Source organism: Geodermatophilus sp. URMC 63, assembly GCF_053502565.1.
In genome coordinates, this window is sequence record NZ_CP199956.1 from 1,326,816 (window position 1) to 1,342,761 (window position 15,946).

At 76.4% G+C, this 15,946-nt stretch carries 17 protein-coding genes and 1 pseudogene; 8 read left to right on the forward strand and 10 right to left on the reverse strand.

All coding sequences use genetic code 11. From position 1 onward, the window contains the following. Positions 1-84: 84 nt before the first annotated feature. Complete coding sequence (locus tag ACWIZO_RS06460; RefSeq protein WP_448641680.1) at positions 85-456, reverse strand: DUF4190 domain-containing protein; 372 nt, start codon at positions 454-456, stop codon at positions 85-87. A 444-nt stretch (positions 457-900) separates the two neighbouring features. Between ACWIZO_RS06460 and ACWIZO_RS06465 the strand changes: the two are divergent. The 3 genes and pseudogenes from ACWIZO_RS06465 to ACWIZO_RS06475 form a co-directional block, all read left to right on the forward strand. Beyond that, positions 901-1,800 (forward strand): annotated as a pseudogene (locus ACWIZO_RS06465) (DUF222 domain-containing protein); the annotation flags it as partial. 42 nt (positions 1,801-1,842) lie between these two features. Continuing rightward, positions 1,843-2,139 (forward strand): HNH endonuclease signature motif containing protein, encoded by a 297-nt coding sequence (locus tag ACWIZO_RS06470; RefSeq protein WP_448642922.1) that lies wholly within the window; start codon positions 1,843-1,845, stop codon positions 2,137-2,139. 10 nt (positions 2,140-2,149) lie between these two features. Beyond that, the gene (locus ACWIZO_RS06475; RefSeq protein WP_448641681.1) at positions 2,150-5,407 is read left to right on the forward strand and encodes an SNF2-related protein; all 3,258 of its coding nucleotides are present in this window, start codon (positions 2,150-2,152) and stop codon (positions 5,405-5,407) included. A 35-nt stretch (positions 5,408-5,442) separates the two neighbouring features. Here ACWIZO_RS06475 and ACWIZO_RS06480 read toward each other — a convergent pair whose 3' ends face one another. The 3 genes from ACWIZO_RS06480 to ACWIZO_RS06490 form a co-directional block, all read right to left on the reverse strand. Further along, positions 5,443-5,835 carry a type II toxin-antitoxin system VapC family toxin gene (locus ACWIZO_RS06480; RefSeq protein ID WP_448641682.1) on the reverse strand — a complete coding sequence of 131 codons (393 nt, stop codon included), beginning with the start codon at positions 5,833-5,835 and terminating at the stop codon, positions 5,443-5,445. Next, positions 5,832-6,056 (reverse strand): FitA-like ribbon-helix-helix domain-containing protein, encoded by a 225-nt coding sequence (locus ACWIZO_RS06485; RefSeq protein ID WP_448642923.1) that lies wholly within the window; start codon positions 6,054-6,056, stop codon positions 5,832-5,834. The genes ACWIZO_RS06480 and ACWIZO_RS06485 overlap by 4 nt, the downstream gene beginning before the upstream one ends. A gap of 168 nt (positions 6,057-6,224) precedes the next feature. Next, positions 6,225-7,082 (reverse strand): alpha/beta fold hydrolase, encoded by an 858-nt coding sequence (locus tag ACWIZO_RS06490; RefSeq protein ID WP_448641683.1) that lies wholly within the window; start codon positions 7,080-7,082, stop codon positions 6,225-6,227. A 69-nt stretch (positions 7,083-7,151) separates the two neighbouring features. On the opposite strand from ACWIZO_RS06490, the gene ACWIZO_RS06495 reads away from it, so the two are divergent. After that, a complete protein-coding gene (locus tag ACWIZO_RS06495) occupies positions 7,152-8,870 on the forward strand; it encodes a helicase (protein ID WP_448641684.1) in 1,719 nt (572 codons plus the stop codon). 116 nt (positions 8,871-8,986) lie between these two features. Next, entirely contained in the window at positions 8,987-9,223 is a 237-nt protein-coding gene (locus tag ACWIZO_RS06500) for a hypothetical protein (RefSeq protein ID WP_448641685.1), read from the forward strand. Here the strand turns inward: ACWIZO_RS06500 and ACWIZO_RS06505 are convergent. The 4 genes from ACWIZO_RS06505 to ACWIZO_RS06520 all read right to left on the reverse strand — a co-directional run bounded on the left by ACWIZO_RS06505 (position 9,117) and on the right by ACWIZO_RS06520 (position 11,092). Continuing rightward, complete coding sequence (locus tag ACWIZO_RS06505; protein ID WP_448642924.1) at positions 9,117-10,208, reverse strand: alpha/beta fold hydrolase; 1,092 nt, start codon at positions 10,206-10,208, stop codon at positions 9,117-9,119. The two genes, ACWIZO_RS06500 and ACWIZO_RS06505, sit on opposite strands and share 107 nt — an antisense overlap. Beyond that, positions 10,112-10,489 (reverse strand): VOC family protein, encoded by a 378-nt coding sequence (locus ACWIZO_RS06510; RefSeq protein WP_448641686.1) that lies wholly within the window; start codon positions 10,487-10,489, stop codon positions 10,112-10,114. The genes ACWIZO_RS06505 and ACWIZO_RS06510 overlap by 97 nt, the downstream gene beginning before the upstream one ends. Positions 10,490-10,598: 109 nt before the next feature. After that, complete coding sequence (locus ACWIZO_RS06515; RefSeq protein ID WP_448641687.1) at positions 10,599-10,859, reverse strand: hypothetical protein; 261 nt, start codon at positions 10,857-10,859, stop codon at positions 10,599-10,601. A gap of 68 nt (positions 10,860-10,927) precedes the next feature. Continuing rightward, on the reverse strand, positions 10,928-11,092 hold the full coding sequence (locus ACWIZO_RS06520) for a hypothetical protein (RefSeq protein ID WP_448641688.1): 165 nt from the start codon (positions 11,090-11,092) through the stop codon (positions 10,928-10,930). Positions 11,093-11,150: 58 nt separating this feature from the next. On the opposite strand from ACWIZO_RS06520, the gene ACWIZO_RS06525 reads away from it, so the two are divergent. Next, positions 11,151-12,497 carry a DNA polymerase IV gene (locus ACWIZO_RS06525; protein WP_448641689.1) on the forward strand — a complete coding sequence of 449 codons (1,347 nt, stop codon included), beginning with the start codon at positions 11,151-11,153 and terminating at the stop codon, positions 12,495-12,497. Further along, entirely contained in the window at positions 12,494-13,084 is a 591-nt protein-coding gene (locus tag ACWIZO_RS06530) for a class I SAM-dependent methyltransferase (RefSeq protein WP_448641690.1), read from the forward strand. The genes ACWIZO_RS06525 and ACWIZO_RS06530 overlap by 4 nt, the downstream gene beginning before the upstream one ends. Positions 13,085-13,096: 12 nt before the next feature. Here ACWIZO_RS06530 and ACWIZO_RS06535 read toward each other — a convergent pair whose 3' ends face one another. Together ACWIZO_RS06535 and ACWIZO_RS06540 are read right to left on the reverse strand one after the other, a co-directional pair. After that, positions 13,097-13,432 (reverse strand): hypothetical protein, encoded by a 336-nt coding sequence (locus ACWIZO_RS06535; RefSeq protein ID WP_448641691.1) that lies wholly within the window; start codon positions 13,430-13,432, stop codon positions 13,097-13,099. A gap of 122 nt (positions 13,433-13,554) precedes the next feature. Then, entirely contained in the window at positions 13,555-14,733 is a 1,179-nt protein-coding gene (locus tag ACWIZO_RS06540; protein ID WP_448641692.1) for a PucR family transcriptional regulator, read from the reverse strand. A gap of 103 nt (positions 14,734-14,836) precedes the next feature. Here ACWIZO_RS06540 and ACWIZO_RS06545 point away from each other — a divergent pair, with 103 nt between their 5' ends. Next, complete coding sequence (locus ACWIZO_RS06545; RefSeq protein WP_448641693.1) at positions 14,837-15,937, forward strand: ferredoxin reductase; 1,101 nt, start codon at positions 14,837-14,839, stop codon at positions 15,935-15,937. Positions 15,938-15,946 lie beyond the last annotated feature (9 nt).

Here is a 15,946-nt window from a genome sequence, read left to right on the forward strand (position 1 = left end):
CTCCAAGGGCGCTCGGCGCACGTCCGTCCGCGGACGTGCGCTGGACGTCCCCGCGGAGGTGCGACGGACCGGACGGCTGCCGGCTCAGGAGTTCGCCGCGATGCCGGCGAGGAGGGCCAGCCCGAGGACGCCCACGCCGATCCAGCCGAGCACGATGCCGGCGATCGCCATGCCGTCGCCACCCTCGCCGCGCTCGCGGATCTGGCTGCGCGCGACGTAGCCGAAGACGAGGGCCAGGACGCTGCCGATCCAGTAGATCCAGACGATCCCCAGGACCATCGACGCGATCGCGAACCCGTTGGTGCGCCGTGGGAGGTAGCCGTACCCGTAGGGCGGGAGGTGGCCGTGGCCGGGGAACCCCGGTGGCGGGCCATAGGGCCCCTGCGGCGGTCCGCCTCCGTGGCTGGGCCAGCCCTGCTGCCCGGCACCGGAGCCCTGCGCGTCCCACTGGGTCATGTCCGTCCCCGCCTCGAGTGCTCGTGTCCGTGCCCGACAGGTGCCGGCCGGGCTCCCGGCGGCCCGGCGCCGGGCCGTGGGGACGGTACGAGGTCGTGGCGGCCCCGGACCAGCTCTGCCACCCCGAGGGGTCAGGTCGCCCGGGGCGCGTCACTGCGCTCGGGTGTCCGCAGTCGGAGGACCACCCGGCCGCGCCTCGTGTCCCCCGGGTGTCGTGCAGCGGTGCTCGCACGGGAGGACGACGGTCGCTCCCGACCGGCCGGCTCGCAGCCCACGGGCAGACTCGCCGACCCCGGCTCTGAGCTGCGGTTTCTGTCGTACCCCACTCGTAGTCTCGGGGTGTCGGCAGGTCGCTGCAGGGGAGGAGGCGAGGGCGTGTCCGAGCTGCGTTCGGCCCTCGACGACCTCGCCGCGCTCGACCCCACGGAGCTGTCCGACGACGCGGTGCTCGACCTCGTCGGCGAGCTGAGCACCGTCGCCAACCGGGTGGCTGCCGTCCTGACGTCGGCCGTGCGAGCGGCCGACCGCCGGGAGGCGTACCGGCGCGACGGCGCGGTCTCGATGACGGCATGGCTACGCGGCAGCCTCCGGCTGGCACCGGCGGAGGCGACGGCGATCGTCTCGACCGGCCGGAGGATCGAGCAGCTACCGGCCACGGCCGCCGCCTTCGCCGCCGGGGAGATCACCGCGACGCACGCCCGCGTGATCACCCGGGCCATGACGCCCGGGCGGGTCGCCGAGGCCGCCGAGGCGGGCATCGAGCTGGCCGAGACCGACCGCATCCTCGCCGACCTGGCCCGGCGGACGGCGCCGCAGTAGACCGCGCAGGGCGTGGCCCGCTGGGTGGCCGGTGTCGATCCCGACGGCACGCTCGACGAGGCGGCCGACGTCCGCCGCCGGTTCACCATGGCCAGCGGTCTCGACGGCCGCGTGCACCTGCGCGGCGACCTCGACGCCGTCGGCGGCGAGTACCTGCACGCCGCGCTAGCGGCGCTGATGAACGGCGACCGCCTGGCCGGCGACACCCGCGGCCACGCGGAGCGCCAGGGCGACGCTCTCGTGGCGCTGGCCCGCGGCGCCCTGGACGGCGGCTCGCTGCCCGACGTCCGCGGCGAGCGGCCGCACGTGCGGGTCGCCATCGACTGGCAGGCCCTGTGCGCCGCCCGTGGCGCCGCCGGTGTCTCCGGAGGTTCGCTGGGGTGGGCGGGACCGATCTGCCCGGAGACAGCACGGCGGCTGGCCTGCGACGCCGGCGTCGTGCGCGTCGTCACCGGGCCGGACGGGCTGCCGCTGGACGTCAGCCGGGCGCAGCGCACCGCCACCGCGGCCATCCGCCGGGCCGTCGAGATCCGCGACGGGCAGTGCGTCTTCGCCGGCTGCGACGCCCTGCCGGAGTGGTGCGACGTCCACCACGTCGTGCACTGGGCGCACGGCGGGCCGACGAGCTGCGACAACGGTGCGCTGCTCTGCGAGCGGCACCACACGGCCTGTCACGAGGGCGGCTTCTCGGTCAGCCGGGACGCCGGGACGAGCACCTGGCACACCTGGCGACCGGACGGCACCGAGGTCCTCACCCGCACCGGTCCTTACCGACGCCGGCGGCTCGTCCACAGGGCGACCCGTCGTCCACAGGTCGGCGACGGATTCCTCGGAACAGGGTCCGGCGTCGTCCCGGACGCCTAGCGTCGGTGCCGTGTTCGAGGACCTGCGACCCCGGCTGACCGATGCCGTCATCCGGCGCTCGGTGGGGGACGCCCCGTTCCGGCGCGCCGTCCCCTATGCCCAGGCCGGCCGCGTGTCCCTGGTGGTCCGCCACCGGGACGAGGTCGGCGGCCGGGTGGCCGGGAGGGGCGGCGTCTACCAGACCGTCGCCGGGTGGGACGGGGACGCGACGCGCTGGTGGGGTGAGTGCAGCTGCCCGGTCGGCTACGACTGCAAGCACGTGGCCGCCCTCCTCCTGGCCGTGCGCGAGTCGCTGCCCGGTCCTCCGCGGACGGCCGCTCCGGCGACCCCCGACTGGGAGCGGCTGCTGGCCCCGCTGATCTCCTCCGCACCGTCGGCGGAGCAGCGGGGCACGCCCCTCGGCCTGCAGTTCGAGGTGTCGGGGACCGGCCGCACGCTCGTCGTCCGGCTGCGTCCCGTCGTCCCGGGCGCCCGGGGCCGCTGGGTCCGCGGCGGGGTGTCCTGGCGGACCCTCGACCACGGCTCGCTCGGCCGTCGCGATCCCGAGCACGCCGCCGCCCTGACGTCGCTGTACCGCGCCCACCAGATCGGCGACGGCGGCGCCGGTTCCCACGGCTACTGGTCCGGCGAGGTGCCCGTGCTGCTCGAGGACTTCGGGCCGGAGCTGTGGCCGGCCCTGCGGCGGGTCGCCGACGCCGGCGTGCCGATGCTGACGACGAGCGGCGCCCCGGTGCGGCTGGCCGGCGAGTCGGCGCGGCTCGCGGTCGACCTGAGTCGGGACGACACCGCCCTGCGGATCCGCCCCGTCCTCGTGGTCTCCGGCGGGGACGACCTGCTGCTCCCGGCCACCGAGGTCGGGCTGCTGGGCGACCCTCCGCACGGCGCCGTCCTCGCGGCCGGCGACCCCGGGCTCCCCGCCGGGCTCGTCCCCGACGGTGGCGTGCTGCTCGTCCCGCTGGGCCGGGTCGATCCCCGGGCCGCACCGCTGTTCCGCGACACGCCCGTGATGGTGCCCCGCCGCGACGTCGACCGGTTCCTCACCGACTTCTACCCGGCCGTGCGCCGCACGCTGGCCGTGGCCTCCTCCGACGGCTCGGTGGACCTGCCCGAGGTCCTCCCGCCCCGGCTGTGCCTGCAGGTGGACCACGCCGACGCCCACCGCGCCTCGCTGACCTGGTGGGTGCTCCACCGCGTCGGGGACGAGGAGCGCCGGCTGCCGGGGGCGGGGGAGGACGGCGCGGCCGGCGATCCCGTGCGGGACGCGGCGGCGGAGGACCGGCTGGTCCAGCAGCTGCCCGACGCCGTCGACCGGGTGCCCGGGCTGTGCCGGTCCGCGCCGCCGCAGCGCCGGCTGGCACCGACCGCGCAGCTGCGCGGCACGGACACCGCGGTCCTCACCACCGAGGTGCTGCCCGCGCTGCGCGAGGCCGGGGTCGTCGTCGAGGTGACCGGCGACCCGCCGGACTACCGGCACACCGGGGTGGCGCCGGTCGTGCACGTCTCGGCCACCGACGGGCCGGACACCGACTGGTTCGACCTCGGCGTGACGGTCACCGTCGACGGCGAGGACGTCCCCTTCGCCCTGCTCTTCGCCGCGCTCGCGTCCGGCGAGAGCCACCTGGTGCTGCCCAGCGGCACCTGGTTCGACGTCCGCCGCCCGGAGTTCGACCGGCTGCGCCGCCTGCTCGACGAGGCACGCGCCCTGCAGGACGCCGACCGCCCCGGGCTGCGGATCAGCCGTTACCAGGCCGGCCTGTGGGAGGAGCTCGTCGAGCTCGGGGTGGTGGCCGAGCAGAGCGAGCGGTGGGCACGCGACGTCCAGGGGCTGCTCGGCCTGGCCACGGCCGCCCCGCCGCCCGTCCCGGCGGGCCTGGACGCGCAGCTGCGGCCCTACCAGCTCGAGGGCTACCGGTGGCTGGCCTGCCTCTGGGACGCCGGGCTCGGCGGCGTGCTCGCCGACGACATGGGGCTGGGCAAGACCCTGCAGACGCTCGCCCTGCTGTGCCGGGCGCGGGAGGCCGGCGAGCTGACCGCGCCCGTGCTCGTGGTCGCGCCGACGAGCGTGGTGTCCAACTGGGCGCGGGAGGCGGCGCGGTTCGCTCCCGACCTCACCGTCCGGGTGGTCGGGTCGACCGGCCGCAAGCTCGGGGTGCCGCTGGCCGAGGTGGTGGCCGGCGCCGACCTGGTGGTCACCACCTACACGCTGCTGCGCCTGGACGAGGAGGCCTACGGCGCGCTGCCGTGGGGCGGGCTGGTCCTCGACGAGGCCCAGTTCGTCAAGAACCACACGGCCCGGACCTACGCCGCCGCCCGGCGGCTGCCCGCCCGGTTCAAGCTGGCGATCACCGGCACGCCGCTGGAGAACAGCCTGATGGACCTGTGGTCGATGCTGTCGATCGTCGCACCGGGCCTGTTCCCCGACCCGCAGCGCTTCACCGAGCGGTACCGGACGCCGATCGAGCGCAGCGGCGACGCGGCCGCCCTGGCCACGCTGCGCCGCCGGATCCGCCCGCTGGTCCTCCGGCGCACCAAGGAGCAGGTCGCCGCCGAGCTCCCGCCCAAGCAGGAGCAGCTGCTGGAGGTCGTGCTCAACCCCCGGCACCGCAGGGTCTACGACACCCACCTGCAGCGGGAGCGGCGCAGGGTGCTCGGGCTCGTCGACGACCTGCAGAAGAACCGGTTCACCATCTTCCGGTCGCTGACCCTGCTGCGGCAGCTGGCACTGGACCCTGCGCTGGTCGACGACGCCTCCGCCGGCATCCCGTCGAGCAAGGCCGACGCCTTCCTCGAGCACCTGCAGGAGGTGGTGGCCGAGGGACACCGCGTGCTGGTGTTCAGCCAGTTCACCCGGTTCCTGCGCACCGTCCGCGACCGCCTCGACGCCCACGGCCTGCCCCACGCCTACCTCGACGGCCGCACCCGGAACCGCGAGCAGCGCATCGAGGAGTTCCGCAGCGGCCGCGTGCCGGTGTTCCTGATCAGCCTCAAGGCGGGCGGCTCCGGGCTCAACCTGACCGAGGCCGACTACGTCTACGTCCTCGACCCCTGGTGGAACCCGGCGGTGGAGGCGCAGGCGATCGACCGCGCGCACCGCATCGGCCAGGACCGCACCGTGATGGTCTACCGGCTGGTGGCGGCGGACACCATCGAGGAGAAGGTCGTGGCCCTGCAGGAGCGCAAGCGCGACCTGTTCAGCCGGGTGGTGGACGACGACGGCGCGCTGACCGGGCCGCTCACCGCCGACGACATCCGCGGCCTGTTCGCCTGACGGAGCCGCCGGGGACGAGCCGCGGGGGCCCGTCCTCAGTGCAGGAGGTCGACGGTGCAGCGCAGTCCCGGCGCTCGCGCCAGCCGTCCGTCGCCCGTGACCAGCGGGACCTCCAGGAGCTCGGCGAGCGCGACGTACTGGGCGTCGTAGGCGCTGACGGAATCGCGCAGCTCCCAGGCCCGGGCGAGGAGGGGGAGGTGCGGGTAGCGCTCCACCGTCAGCTCACTCCAGTCCTGCACGGCTTCGGCGCCCCGCCGGACGGGGAGCCGACCGGCCAGGACCGCGCGCCGGACGACGGAGAGCACCTCCACGTCCGCCAGCGCCGGGACGTGCACGTCGGAGCCGAGGAGCCGCTCCCGAGCCAGGGCTCCGGACCCGCCGTCGTCGACCAGCGCAGGTACGAGGACCGAGGCGTCGGCGACGATCACCTCTCCTCCGGTCGCTCCGCCGAGATCGCGGCGACGGCGTCGTCGAACGACATCCGCCCTCCGCGTCGCGCCGCGCGAGCGAGGACCTCGGCCTTGCTGGGTCGCGCAGCCAGCGTCTGCAACTCCCGGAGCACGTACTCCGAGAGGCTCAGTCCACTCGCCGCGGCCCGCGCGCGCAGGGCCGCGTGGAGGTCGTCCGGCACGTTGCGGACCTGGAGCATCTTCGGCACGCGAGCCAACCTACATGTCCACCGCATGCGTCCGCATGTGCTCCGCATGCGCATCCGTCCTCGGGCGACCGGTCGTCCCGACCTGCCGGGAGGGTCGCCTCCCCGGACGGGAGGCGGCGCGCTCGGCCGCCCTCCGCCTCCCCGCACCGCGTCGCGGCCCTACCGCTCCGCCTCGACCACGTCCAGGAAGCGGCGCAGCGTCTCGAGGAAGACCTCCGGCTGCTCGGAGTGCACCCAGTGGCCGGCGTTCTTCACCTTCACCAGCCGGACCGAGGGGAACAGCTCGTCCATCCGGGCGCGGTCCTCGGGCAGCACGTAGTGGCTGGTCGCGCCGGCGATCCAGAGCACCGGGCCGTCGAAGGCGGCGCCCGGCGGCGGGTCGGGGAAGCCGCGCAGCTCACCGAGGTCGCGCTCGAGCAGCTCCAGGTTCAGCCGCCAGCGCCAGCCGCCACCCGAGCCCAGCCCCTCCCGGACCAGGCTCTGCAGCAGGAACGACCGCACCATGCGGCTGGGTACCGCCTCGCGCAGCGCCCGGTCGGCGTCCTCCCGCGTCTGCAGCGCCCCGAGGTCGACGGCGCGCATGGCGGCGATGTAGGCGCCGAACGGGGAGGCCTCCTCGTCGGCGTCGTCGGTGCGGCCGCCGGTGAGCGGGTACTCCACCGGCGCGATGTCGACCACGACGAGCGCGCGCAGCAGCTCCGGGCGCCGCAGCGCCAGCTGCATCACCACCTTGCCGCCCATGGAGTGCCCGACCAGCGTCACCGGCTCGCCGAAGGACTCCAGCTCCGCGGCCACCATCCGCGCCATGTCCAGGTAGTCGACCCGCTCGGTCCACGGCGAGTGCCCGTGGTTGGGCAGGTCGAGCAGCGTCACGCGGTGTCCGTCGGCGAGGCCCTTGGCCGCCGTCGTCCAGTTCTTGCCCTGGCCGAACAGACCGTGCACGAACACCACCCGGGGCCCGGACTCGCCGACGGTCCGCGCCGCCAGCCGCTCGTCGGAGGGCGCCTCGGCAGTCACCCGGCGATTCCACCAGATCCGCGCCCCCCGGCGACCTACCGTGCCCCGGACGACGGGGGAGGTCCCACGATGCCCGGACGGCGCCGCGCCGCCAGCACCACCACCAAGCGCCGGACCACGAAGCGGCGGACGACGGCCCGCCGGCCCGCGGTGCCCGACCTGCCCACCGCGGGTCCGGGGGAGCGGGTGTGGGTGCTCGCGGTCCCCTTCCGCGCGCCGGCGCCCGGCGCGGTCTGGCACGCCGGCCTGCAGGCGCACGTGTGGGTGGGCGCGCAACTGCCGCCGGCGCTGGCGCCCTACGACCCGCCGCCGTACACGTTCGAGCGGTTCCTCGAGGACGAGCTCAACGAGACGCCGCGGCCGCTGCCCGAGGGCCGGCCGATGGTGCCGCGCGAGGAGCAGTGCACCGGCGCCGAGGCCGTCGTCGCCTCCGCCGCGGCCGGGCACCGGGTGTTCCTGCTCGGCGACGACCCCGGCGTCGGCAAGACCGGCACCGCGGTGATGGCCGCCCGGGAGATCTGCGAGCTGCGCGGCGGCGAGCGGGTGCTCGTCGTCGCCGACCGGCCGGCGGCCATTACCATCCCGCACTGGACCCGCTCGATCGCCGGCTTCGGCGACGGCGGCCTGCGCTGGTGCGTGACCACCTGGGACCGGCTGGCGAAGGTCGCGAAGCTGCCGTTCGACGTCGTGATCGCCGACGAGGCACACATGGTCCGGCACACGACCACGCAGCGCTGGAAGCACTGGAAGGCCGTCTCCGGAGGCGCCCGCACGAAGGACGTCCCCTTCGTCGTCGCCGCCACCGCCACCCCGGCGCACACGCCGCTGGAGCTGCCCTACCTCGCCCCGCAGTTCGCCCAGCGGCACGGTGAGCCGCTGCGCGCCTGGGCCGACCTGCCGGCGAAGCTGGCCGAGCACGGGTTCCACGTGGAACGCGGCCGCTACGGCTGGGCCTGGACCGAGGACGCCGACGAGCGCCGCGCCGACCTGGCCCGGCTGCAGGGCTGGCTGGCCGACGGGAGAGGCCCAGCCGACCCGCCCGCGATGCTGCACCGCGCGGCACCGTGGGGCCCGGTGTCGGTGACCGGGACCCCGGTGGCGCTGACGCCCGCCGAGCTGGCCGCCTACGAGTCGGGGTGGCAGGAGTTCCGCGCGGAGATGCAGCTCGCGCGGCGGGCCCGGCAGAGCGCCCGCGGCCGCGCCGCGCTGCTGCGGTTCCGGCAGAAGGCCGGGCTGATCCGCGCCCAGGCCACCGTCGACTGGGTGCGCGCCCAGGTGGAGGCCGAGCGGCAGGTGGCGGTGTCGGTGGAGTTCGTGGAGACCGCGGCCGACCCGATCCGCGAGGCGCTGCTGGACTCCGGCATCGCCGTCGCGTCGATCTACGGCCGGGACCGGTTCGACGTCGAGGCCGAGCGGCTGCGCTTCCAGACCGGTGCGGCGCCGGTGTGCGTGTTCACCGTGACCGCGTCGATCAGCCTGCACGCCGGCGAGCTGCTGCCCGGCGGCGCCATCGCCTCGACCACCCCGCGGGTGGGCCTGTTCCACCAGCCGCGCTTCTCCGGCATCCAGGCCCGCCAGGTCACCGGCCGCACCCACCGCGACGGGCAGGTCTCGCCGTGGCGGGTGGCCTTCGCCGCGGACACGGTCGAGGAGCAGGTGGCCCGGGTGATGGTCGAGCGGCTGGCGGTCAGCGGGTCGACGGCGGGGGCGGACACCTCCTCGCTGCAGGAGATCGCCGAGCTGCTCGACGCCGACTGGCTGCCGCCCGCCGCGCTCACCGATGCCTGAGCCCGGCGCGCGCCGCGCCGCAGGCCCGTGCGGCGTCCCCGGGGCCACGAGGACCCCCGGCGCGTCCGTGGGCGTCCGCCTCCCGTCCGACGACGCGGTGCGGCGGGAGTCGACCGGTGACCGGCCCGAGGGCATCGAGGCCACGTGGACGCTGCCGCCAGATCGTCGAGCAGAACCCGGACCTCGAGGTGGTCGGCCACCCCGTCACGATCGCCCAGGGGGACTGGACGGCCGTCGTCGGCGAGCTCATGGGTGGGCAGCGGATGGTGACGGTCGCGCGCTGGCGCGACGACGCGATCGCCGAGGAGCTCGTCTTCCTCGGCGGCCCGGCCGACGGCGGGCCCGACACCTGAGGCGGCGCCGCAGGACGCTCACCGACCGGGCAGGCGCTCCAGGAGGCGGTCCAGCGCTTGCCCGGCCGAACCGGGCCGCTCCAGCCAGGGGAAGTGACCGGCGTCCGCCACCTCCTCCACGACGGCGTCCGGCAGTCGCTCGGCAGCGCCCCTCGCGATCGTCTCGGGGACCGGGCTGCCGGTCCCGCGGACGAGGAGGACCGGCACGGCGACGCCGGCCAGCGCGGCCTCGAGCCGCGGCAGCTCGCCGAGTGCGGCCGCCAGCAGCCGCTCGTACACCTCGAGGTCCAGCCGGACGGCGGGCATCGGCGGCGGGGCCGACGGGGAGGCGGCGTAGGCCGGCCACACCAGGCCGTACAGCTCCTCGAACTCCCGTGCGCCCGCCCGGCCCTCCGCGCGGGCCCGCGCGAGCTCGGCCAGCCGGGGGCGGGCGGCCTCGGGGGTGCGGGCGGCCAGTGCCGCCTGGAACTGCGGCAGGCCACCGTCCCCGGGTGACGCCCGGCACGAGGTCCAGGCAGAGCACCGCGGCCAGCCGGCCGCGGGGGAGCCGGCCGCGGGCGGCGACCGCCAGGGCCAGGTGCGCACCCCAGGAGTGGCCGGCCAGCACGACCCCCGGTTCCCTCAGCCCGTCGAGGACCGCCCGGACGTCGTCGACGGCGGTGGTCAGGTCGAAGGGACCCTCGGTCGTGGACGGGGCCAGGCCGCGCTGCTGGAAGGTCGCCACCCGCGCGCGAGGGAGGAGCTTGCGCTCCAGTCCCGCCAGCGACTCCACGGAGGCACCGGGCCCGCCGTGCAGGAGGAGCACCAGGGGCGCGGCCGCGTCGTGGGTCCCGTCCTCCACGGCCCCCACGAGCGAGCCCCCGGTCACCGGGACGCTCAGGTCCGATCTCACGCCGACCCGCCGTCGCCGTCCCGGTCGGGGTGGTGGACGACGTTGACGACGGTGCCGTCGGGTGCCCGGACGAAGAACCGGCGCACGCCCCACGGCTCCGTGGTCAGCGGGTGCACGATCTCGTAGCCGCGGTCGAGCGCCTCCGCGTGTGCGGCGTCCACGTCGTCGACGAGCACGGAGACGACGGGGTCCTCGGGTGCCGAGGCGTCGCGCGTCACCAGCTGGACCTCCGCCCCGGTGTCGGGGGAGCGGTGACGGGCCACCCAGCCCAGGTCGAACTCCTCGCTGCTCAGGCCGAGGTAGTCGGCGTAGAAGCCCTTCGCCGCCCGGAGGTCGGCCACCCGGAGGTCGGCGATGACCCGTGTGACGCGCATGCCGGATGGTCGCCCTCCGGCCGCGGCCGCGTCCAGGCTCCCGGCGTGCGCGGCGTCCACGTCGTCGGTGCCGGCCGTCGCCTGCCCCGTCCGCACCTCGGGCCGGGGGTCACCCGGCACCGTCCGGGCGGACGCCCGCCCACAGCTCGTCGAAGGCCAGGGTGTCGTAGAAGGCCATGCCGTCGACGACCAGGCCGTCGCGCAGCGTCAGGAGCCAGGCGTAGGTGTTGCGGTAGGTGGTCCCCGCCGTCGTGGTGCCCTCGCCGTCCCACACGACGCCGACGGTCTCCCCGTTGGCGTGGACGCGCCGCACGTGGACCGGCCGGAACGGCGTCTCCGGCGCGAACCGTGCCCCGAAGGGCCGCAGCACCTCGTCGGTGAACTGCTGCGCGCTCGCGTACCTGCCCGCGGCCGCCGAGCGGCCGGTGCCGACCGCGGTCAGCGCAGGAACCCGGTGACCACCTGCCCGGCACCGGCGGCGCCGTGGGGACCTCGGCCCCAGCGGGTCACGACGTCTCTCGACCGCACCGGCACCCGCCAGCGGGTCAGGGCGGCGTCGTACACGGCCTCGGAGGCCGCGCGCTCACCGTCGCCACGCGCCACGCCTCCCCTCCGCGGGGCGGTCCGGTGACGAGCGCGGCCGGCCGGGGATGATCGGGGCGTGCGGCGGGAGGCGAGCGTGCTGCACCTGGACCTCGACGCGTTCTTCGCCGCCGTCGAGCAGCGCGACAAGCCCTCGCTGCGCGGCCGGCCGGTCGTCGTCGGCGGCACCGGCGGCCGCGGCGTCGTCGCCACGGCCTCGTACGAGGCGCGCGCCTACGGCGCCCGCTCGGCGATGTCGACGGCGGAGGCCCGCCGCCGCTGCCCGCCCGGGACGGCGTTCCTCGGCGGCCGCTTCGGCGCCTACCGCCGGACCTCGGACGTCGTCATGGGCCTGCTGCGCGAGCTCTCGCCGCTGGTCGAACCCGTGTCGATCGACGAGGCCTACGTCGACCTGGCCGCCGGTCCCGGCCACGACCTGTCCGTCGACGGCGTCACCGCGCTCGCCCGGCGGCTCAAGGCCGGCATCGCCGCGGCCACCGGCGGGGTGACCGGGTCGGTGGGCATCGGCAGCTCCAAGCTCATGGCCAAGATCGCCTCCGACCTGGACAAGCCCGACGGCCTCGTCGTCGTCCCGCCCGGCTCCGAGCTCGACGTGCTTCACCCGCTGCCGGTGACCCGGCTCGGCGGCGTCGGCCCGGCCACCGCCGAGCGGCTGCGCACCGTGGGCGTGCGGACGGTGGCCGACCTGGCCGGCAAGTCGCTGACCGACCTGGTGTCGCTGGCCGGGCGGGCGCACGGCACCGCGCTGCACCAGCTCGCCCGGGCCGAGGACGACCGCCCGGTGGTCGCCGAGCGGGAGGCCAAGTCGGTGTCGCAGGAGTCGACCTTCGAGCGCGACCTCACCGACGTCGCCGAGCTCAACCGGCTGATCGACGCGATGGCCGGCCGGGTGGGCGGCCGGCTGCGCGCCTCGGCGCTGTCGGGGCGGACGGTGACGCTCAAGCTGCGCCGCTACGACTTCACGACCATCACCCGCTCGCAGACGCTGCCCCAGCCCACCGACGACGCCCGGCAGGTGGCCGCCGTCGCCCGCAGGCTGCTCGTCGAGGCCGGCACCGGCGGAGGCCTGCGGCTGCTCGGCGTCGGTGTCTCCGGGCTCTCGCAGTACGCGCAGGGCGACCTGTTCGCGGTGGAGGACACCCCGGCCGAGGCCGCGACGGCCGCCGTCCCGGACGAGCCCGCCGAACCCGAGCCGCCGGCCGACCGGCGGTGGTGGCCCGGGCAGGACGTCGTCCACGACGAGCTGGGGCCCGGCTGGGTGTGGGGCCGCGGGCTGGGCCGGGTGACCGTGCGCTTCGAGGGGCCGCTGACCCCGCCCGGGCCGGTGCGCACGCTGGCCGCCGACGACCCCGCCCTGCACCCGGGCGACCCGCCGGACTGGCGAGCGGCGACGATGGGCCGGTGACCGAACCGAGTGCCTGGGTGCGGATGACGGAGGCCGACCCCGGCCACTCGGCGGCCTACGTCGAGCGCTTCCGTCGGCTGGCCGCCGGCGGGACGGACATCGTCGGTGAGGCGCGGCTGGTCGACGCGATGCTGCCGCGGGCGGCGCGGGTGCTCGACGCCGGCTGCGGTCCGGGCCGGGTGGGCGGCCACCTCGCCACGGCGGGGCACGACGTCGTCGGCGTCGACGTCGACCCGGTGCTGATCGCCGCGGCCGAGGAGGACCACCCGGGCCCGCGCTGGCTGGTCGGCGACCTGGCCGAGCTGGACCTGCCCGACCGGTTCGACGCGATCGTCTGCGCCGGCAACGTCGTCGCGTTCCTGGCGCCCTCGACCCGGCGGGAGGTGCTGCGCCGGTTCCGGGCCCACCTGGCGGCCGGCGGGCGGGCCGTGGTCGGGTTCGGCGCCGGCCGCGACTACGCCTTCGACGACTTCCTCGCCGACGCCCGCGCCGCCGGGTTCGAGCCGGACCTGCTGCTGTCGAGCTGGCACCTGCACCCGTTCACCGCGGCGTCGGACTTCCTGGTCGCGATCCTGCGCCCGGCCTGAGGCCGGCGGGGCTCAGCCGACCTCGGCCAGCCAGCCGACGACGGTGAGGTCGGCGTCGATCTGGACGACGACCACCTGGCCGTCGGCCGAGAGCAGGTGCGCCTCGAACAGGCCGGAGCCGTCGACCTCCAGCCGCTCGATCACCGCACCGGGGAGCGCGGCCACGGCGGTCGCGCCCACCGCGACGGCGGCCTCGGCGGTCGGTCCCGGCAGCGGACGGCGCGGGGTGCGGACCCACGCGTGCCGGCCGACGCGCTCTGGAGCGGTCCGCGCGGCAGGGGGACGACGCGTGACCGGACGCCCCGGGGTGAGCCGCTCGATCGTGGCGCGCTCGGTGCTGCGGATCATGGCGGACCTCCTCGCTGCGGCGGCTCCCGACCGGTGCCGCCGTGGGACCGAGCGTGGGGGGCCCGGCTGGGAGGTCCCTGTGAGCCGCGTGCGAGTCGGCTGCGGACCGCGCGGCGCCGGGATCAGCGGACGCCGAGGGCCAGGGTCAGCTCGAGGACGGTCTGGGGGTCGTCGAGGCGGGCGCCGAACAGCTCGCGCAGCTGGCCCATCCGGTAGCGCACCGTCTGCGGGTGCACGTACAGCTCGCCGGCCACCTGCTCGCGCCGGCCGTGGTGCAGCAACCAGGAGCGCAGCGTCTCCAGCAGCTTCTCGCGCGGCCCCGGGCCGAGGTCGTCCAGCGGGGCGAGCACCTGGGCGCGCAGGTCGGCCAGCGCCTCGCCGTCGGCACGCAGGACCAGGTCGGCCAGCCGCAGCTCGGTGTCCACGGGGGCCCGGCCCTCCGGGACGAGCCCCAGCTGCAGCGCCCGCAGCGCGCGCGAGTACGACGACCGCGCGTCCTGCCACGGCCGCGCGGGCCCGACGACGGCCTGCCGCCCCGACAGCGACCGCAGCAGCGCCGTCCGCGCGAACCCCTCGGCGTCGGGCACCAGCAGGACGGCACGCTCGGTGGAGGGTTCGGCGCCGGGCAGGTCCTCGCCGGCCGGCAGCGTGCGCGTGTCGAGCACCGCCAGCGCGTCGCGGGCGCGCGCCTCGGGCAGCAGCACCGCGGTGAGGGTCCGCGGCGGCGTCCAGTCCGCCCGCTCGGCGGCGGTGTGCAGCTCGTAGGGCGGTGCCCCGCTGAGCAGCAGCTCGGCCAGCCGCTCCAGGTGGCGGCGCCGCATCCGGCCGCTGACGGCCAGCTGGTCGGCGTGCCCGGAGGCGCTGGCGGCCGAGAGCTGGTCGATGTAGGCGAACACCAGCTCGGCGAAGCGGGCCAGTGACGCGGCGGGCATGCCGGCCGCCACCGCCGTCTCGCTCATGTGCCGCCACGCCACCCGCGCCCCCACCCGGTAGGCGGCCAGCAGCGCGTCCATCGACCGCCCGGTCCGCGCCTCCCCGCGGCCCAGCGCGTAGGCCCCCTCGATCGCCGGGCCGATCGGGCGGCTGGCGTCGGCGTCGCCGTCGGCCGTCGCGAGCTCGAGGAAGGCACCGAGCGCCAGCTGGACGGCGTTCTCGATCTTGCGGCCCATCGGGCCGCTGAAGGCCTCGGTGTAGCTGGGCACCTCGACGACGATCGCGGCCACCGTCTGCGTGGCGACCGACGGCAGCTCGGCGCGCATCGCCGCCGCGACGTCGGCCGCGAAGGTCCCCTCCGGCGTCATGCCACCTCCCCGGACCCGGACTTGTTCGCCGGGAACAGTATCCGCCGCGACGTTCACGTCCAGAGCACAGGTGATTGCCCCCCACGCAGGGAACCATCGAGGTATGACCGCCACCGCCCCGCGACCGGCCCCGGCCCGGCCGGCCCTGAGGACGCTGCGCGACCGCGCGATGCGCCTCGCCGAGGCCGTCACCACCCCGCTGCTCCCGGCCGACTACCTCGACCTGGTGAACCCCCTGCGCTCGGGCGCCGACCTGCGCGGGCGCATCGAGGCCGTCCTGCCCGAGACGCGGGACGCCGCCACGGTCGTCATCCGCCCCGGCGCGGACTGGCAGCCGCACCGCCCCGGCCAGTACGTGCGCATCGGCATCGACGTCGAGGGCGTCCGGATGTGGCGGGCGTACTCGATCACCTCCGATCTCGGCCGCACCGACGGCTGCTTCACCGTGACCGTCAAGGCCATCCCCGACGGCAGGGTCAGCAACCACCTGGTGCGCCGCACGCGGCCCGGCACGATCGTGCAGCTCGACCAGGCGACCGGGGAGTTCTGCCTGCCCGAGCGGCGCCCGGCCAAGGCGCTGTTCGTCACCGCCGGCTCCGGCATCACGCCGGTCATGGGCATCCTGCGCAACCACCCCGAGCTCACCGACGTCGTCCTGGTGCACTCCGCGCCCACGGCGGACGACGTCGTCTTCGGCGCCGAGCTGCGGCAGCTGGCCGCCGACGGCCGGATCCGGCTGGTGGAGCAGCACACCGACACCGCCGGCGTGCTCGACGCCGCCGCGATCGCCGAGCTCGTCCCCGACCTCGCCGAGCGCGCCACCTGGGCCTGCGGGCCGGTCGGCATGCTCGAGGCGCTCGAGGAGCACTGGGCGGCCGCCGGCCTCGCCGACCGCCTGTACACCGAGCGGTTCCGCCCGACGGTGCTCGTCACCGGCGAGGGCGGCACGGTCACGTTCACGAGGAACGGGACGTCGCTCGAGGCCGACGGCGCCACCCCGATCCTCGACGCCGCCGAGGAGGCCGGCGTCCTCATGCCCAGCGGGTGCCGCATGGGCATCTGCTACGGCTGCGTGCTCCCGCTGCGCGAGGGCGCCGTCCGCGACCTGCGCACCGGCGAGGTGACCACCGCCGCTCCCGGCGACGGCGTCCTCGTCCAGACCTGCATCAGCGCCGCCGCCGGCGCCTGCGACATCGACCACTGACCACTCGAG

Bases quoted from the DNA above. Each gene is read 5' to 3' on its own strand.
- ACWIZO_RS06460 (WP_448641680.1), bottom strand. From the start codon at position 456: ATGACCCAGTGGGACGCGCAGGGCTCCGGTGCCGGGCAGCAGGGCTGG.
- ACWIZO_RS06485 (WP_448642923.1), bottom strand. From the start codon at position 6,056: ATGCTCCAGGTCCGCAACGTGCCGGACGACCTCCACGCGGCCCTGCGC.
- ACWIZO_RS06495 (WP_448641684.1), top strand. From the start codon at position 7,152: ATGCCCGGACGGCGCCGCGCCGCCAGCACCACCACCAAGCGCCGGACC.
- ACWIZO_RS06510 (WP_448641686.1), bottom strand. From the start codon at position 10,489: ATGCGCGTCACACGGGTCATCGCCGACCTCCGGGTGGCCGACCTCCGG.
- ACWIZO_RS06535 (WP_448641691.1), bottom strand. From the start codon at position 13,432: ATGATCCGCAGCACCGAGCGCGCCACGATCGAGCGGCTCACCCCGGGG.
- ACWIZO_RS06540 (WP_448641692.1), bottom strand. From the start codon at position 14,733: ATGACGCCGGAGGGGACCTTCGCGGCCGACGTCGCGGCGGCGATGCGC.
- ACWIZO_RS06545 (WP_448641693.1), top strand. From the start codon at position 14,837: ATGACCGCCACCGCCCCGCGACCGGCCCCGGCCCGGCCGGCCCTGAGG.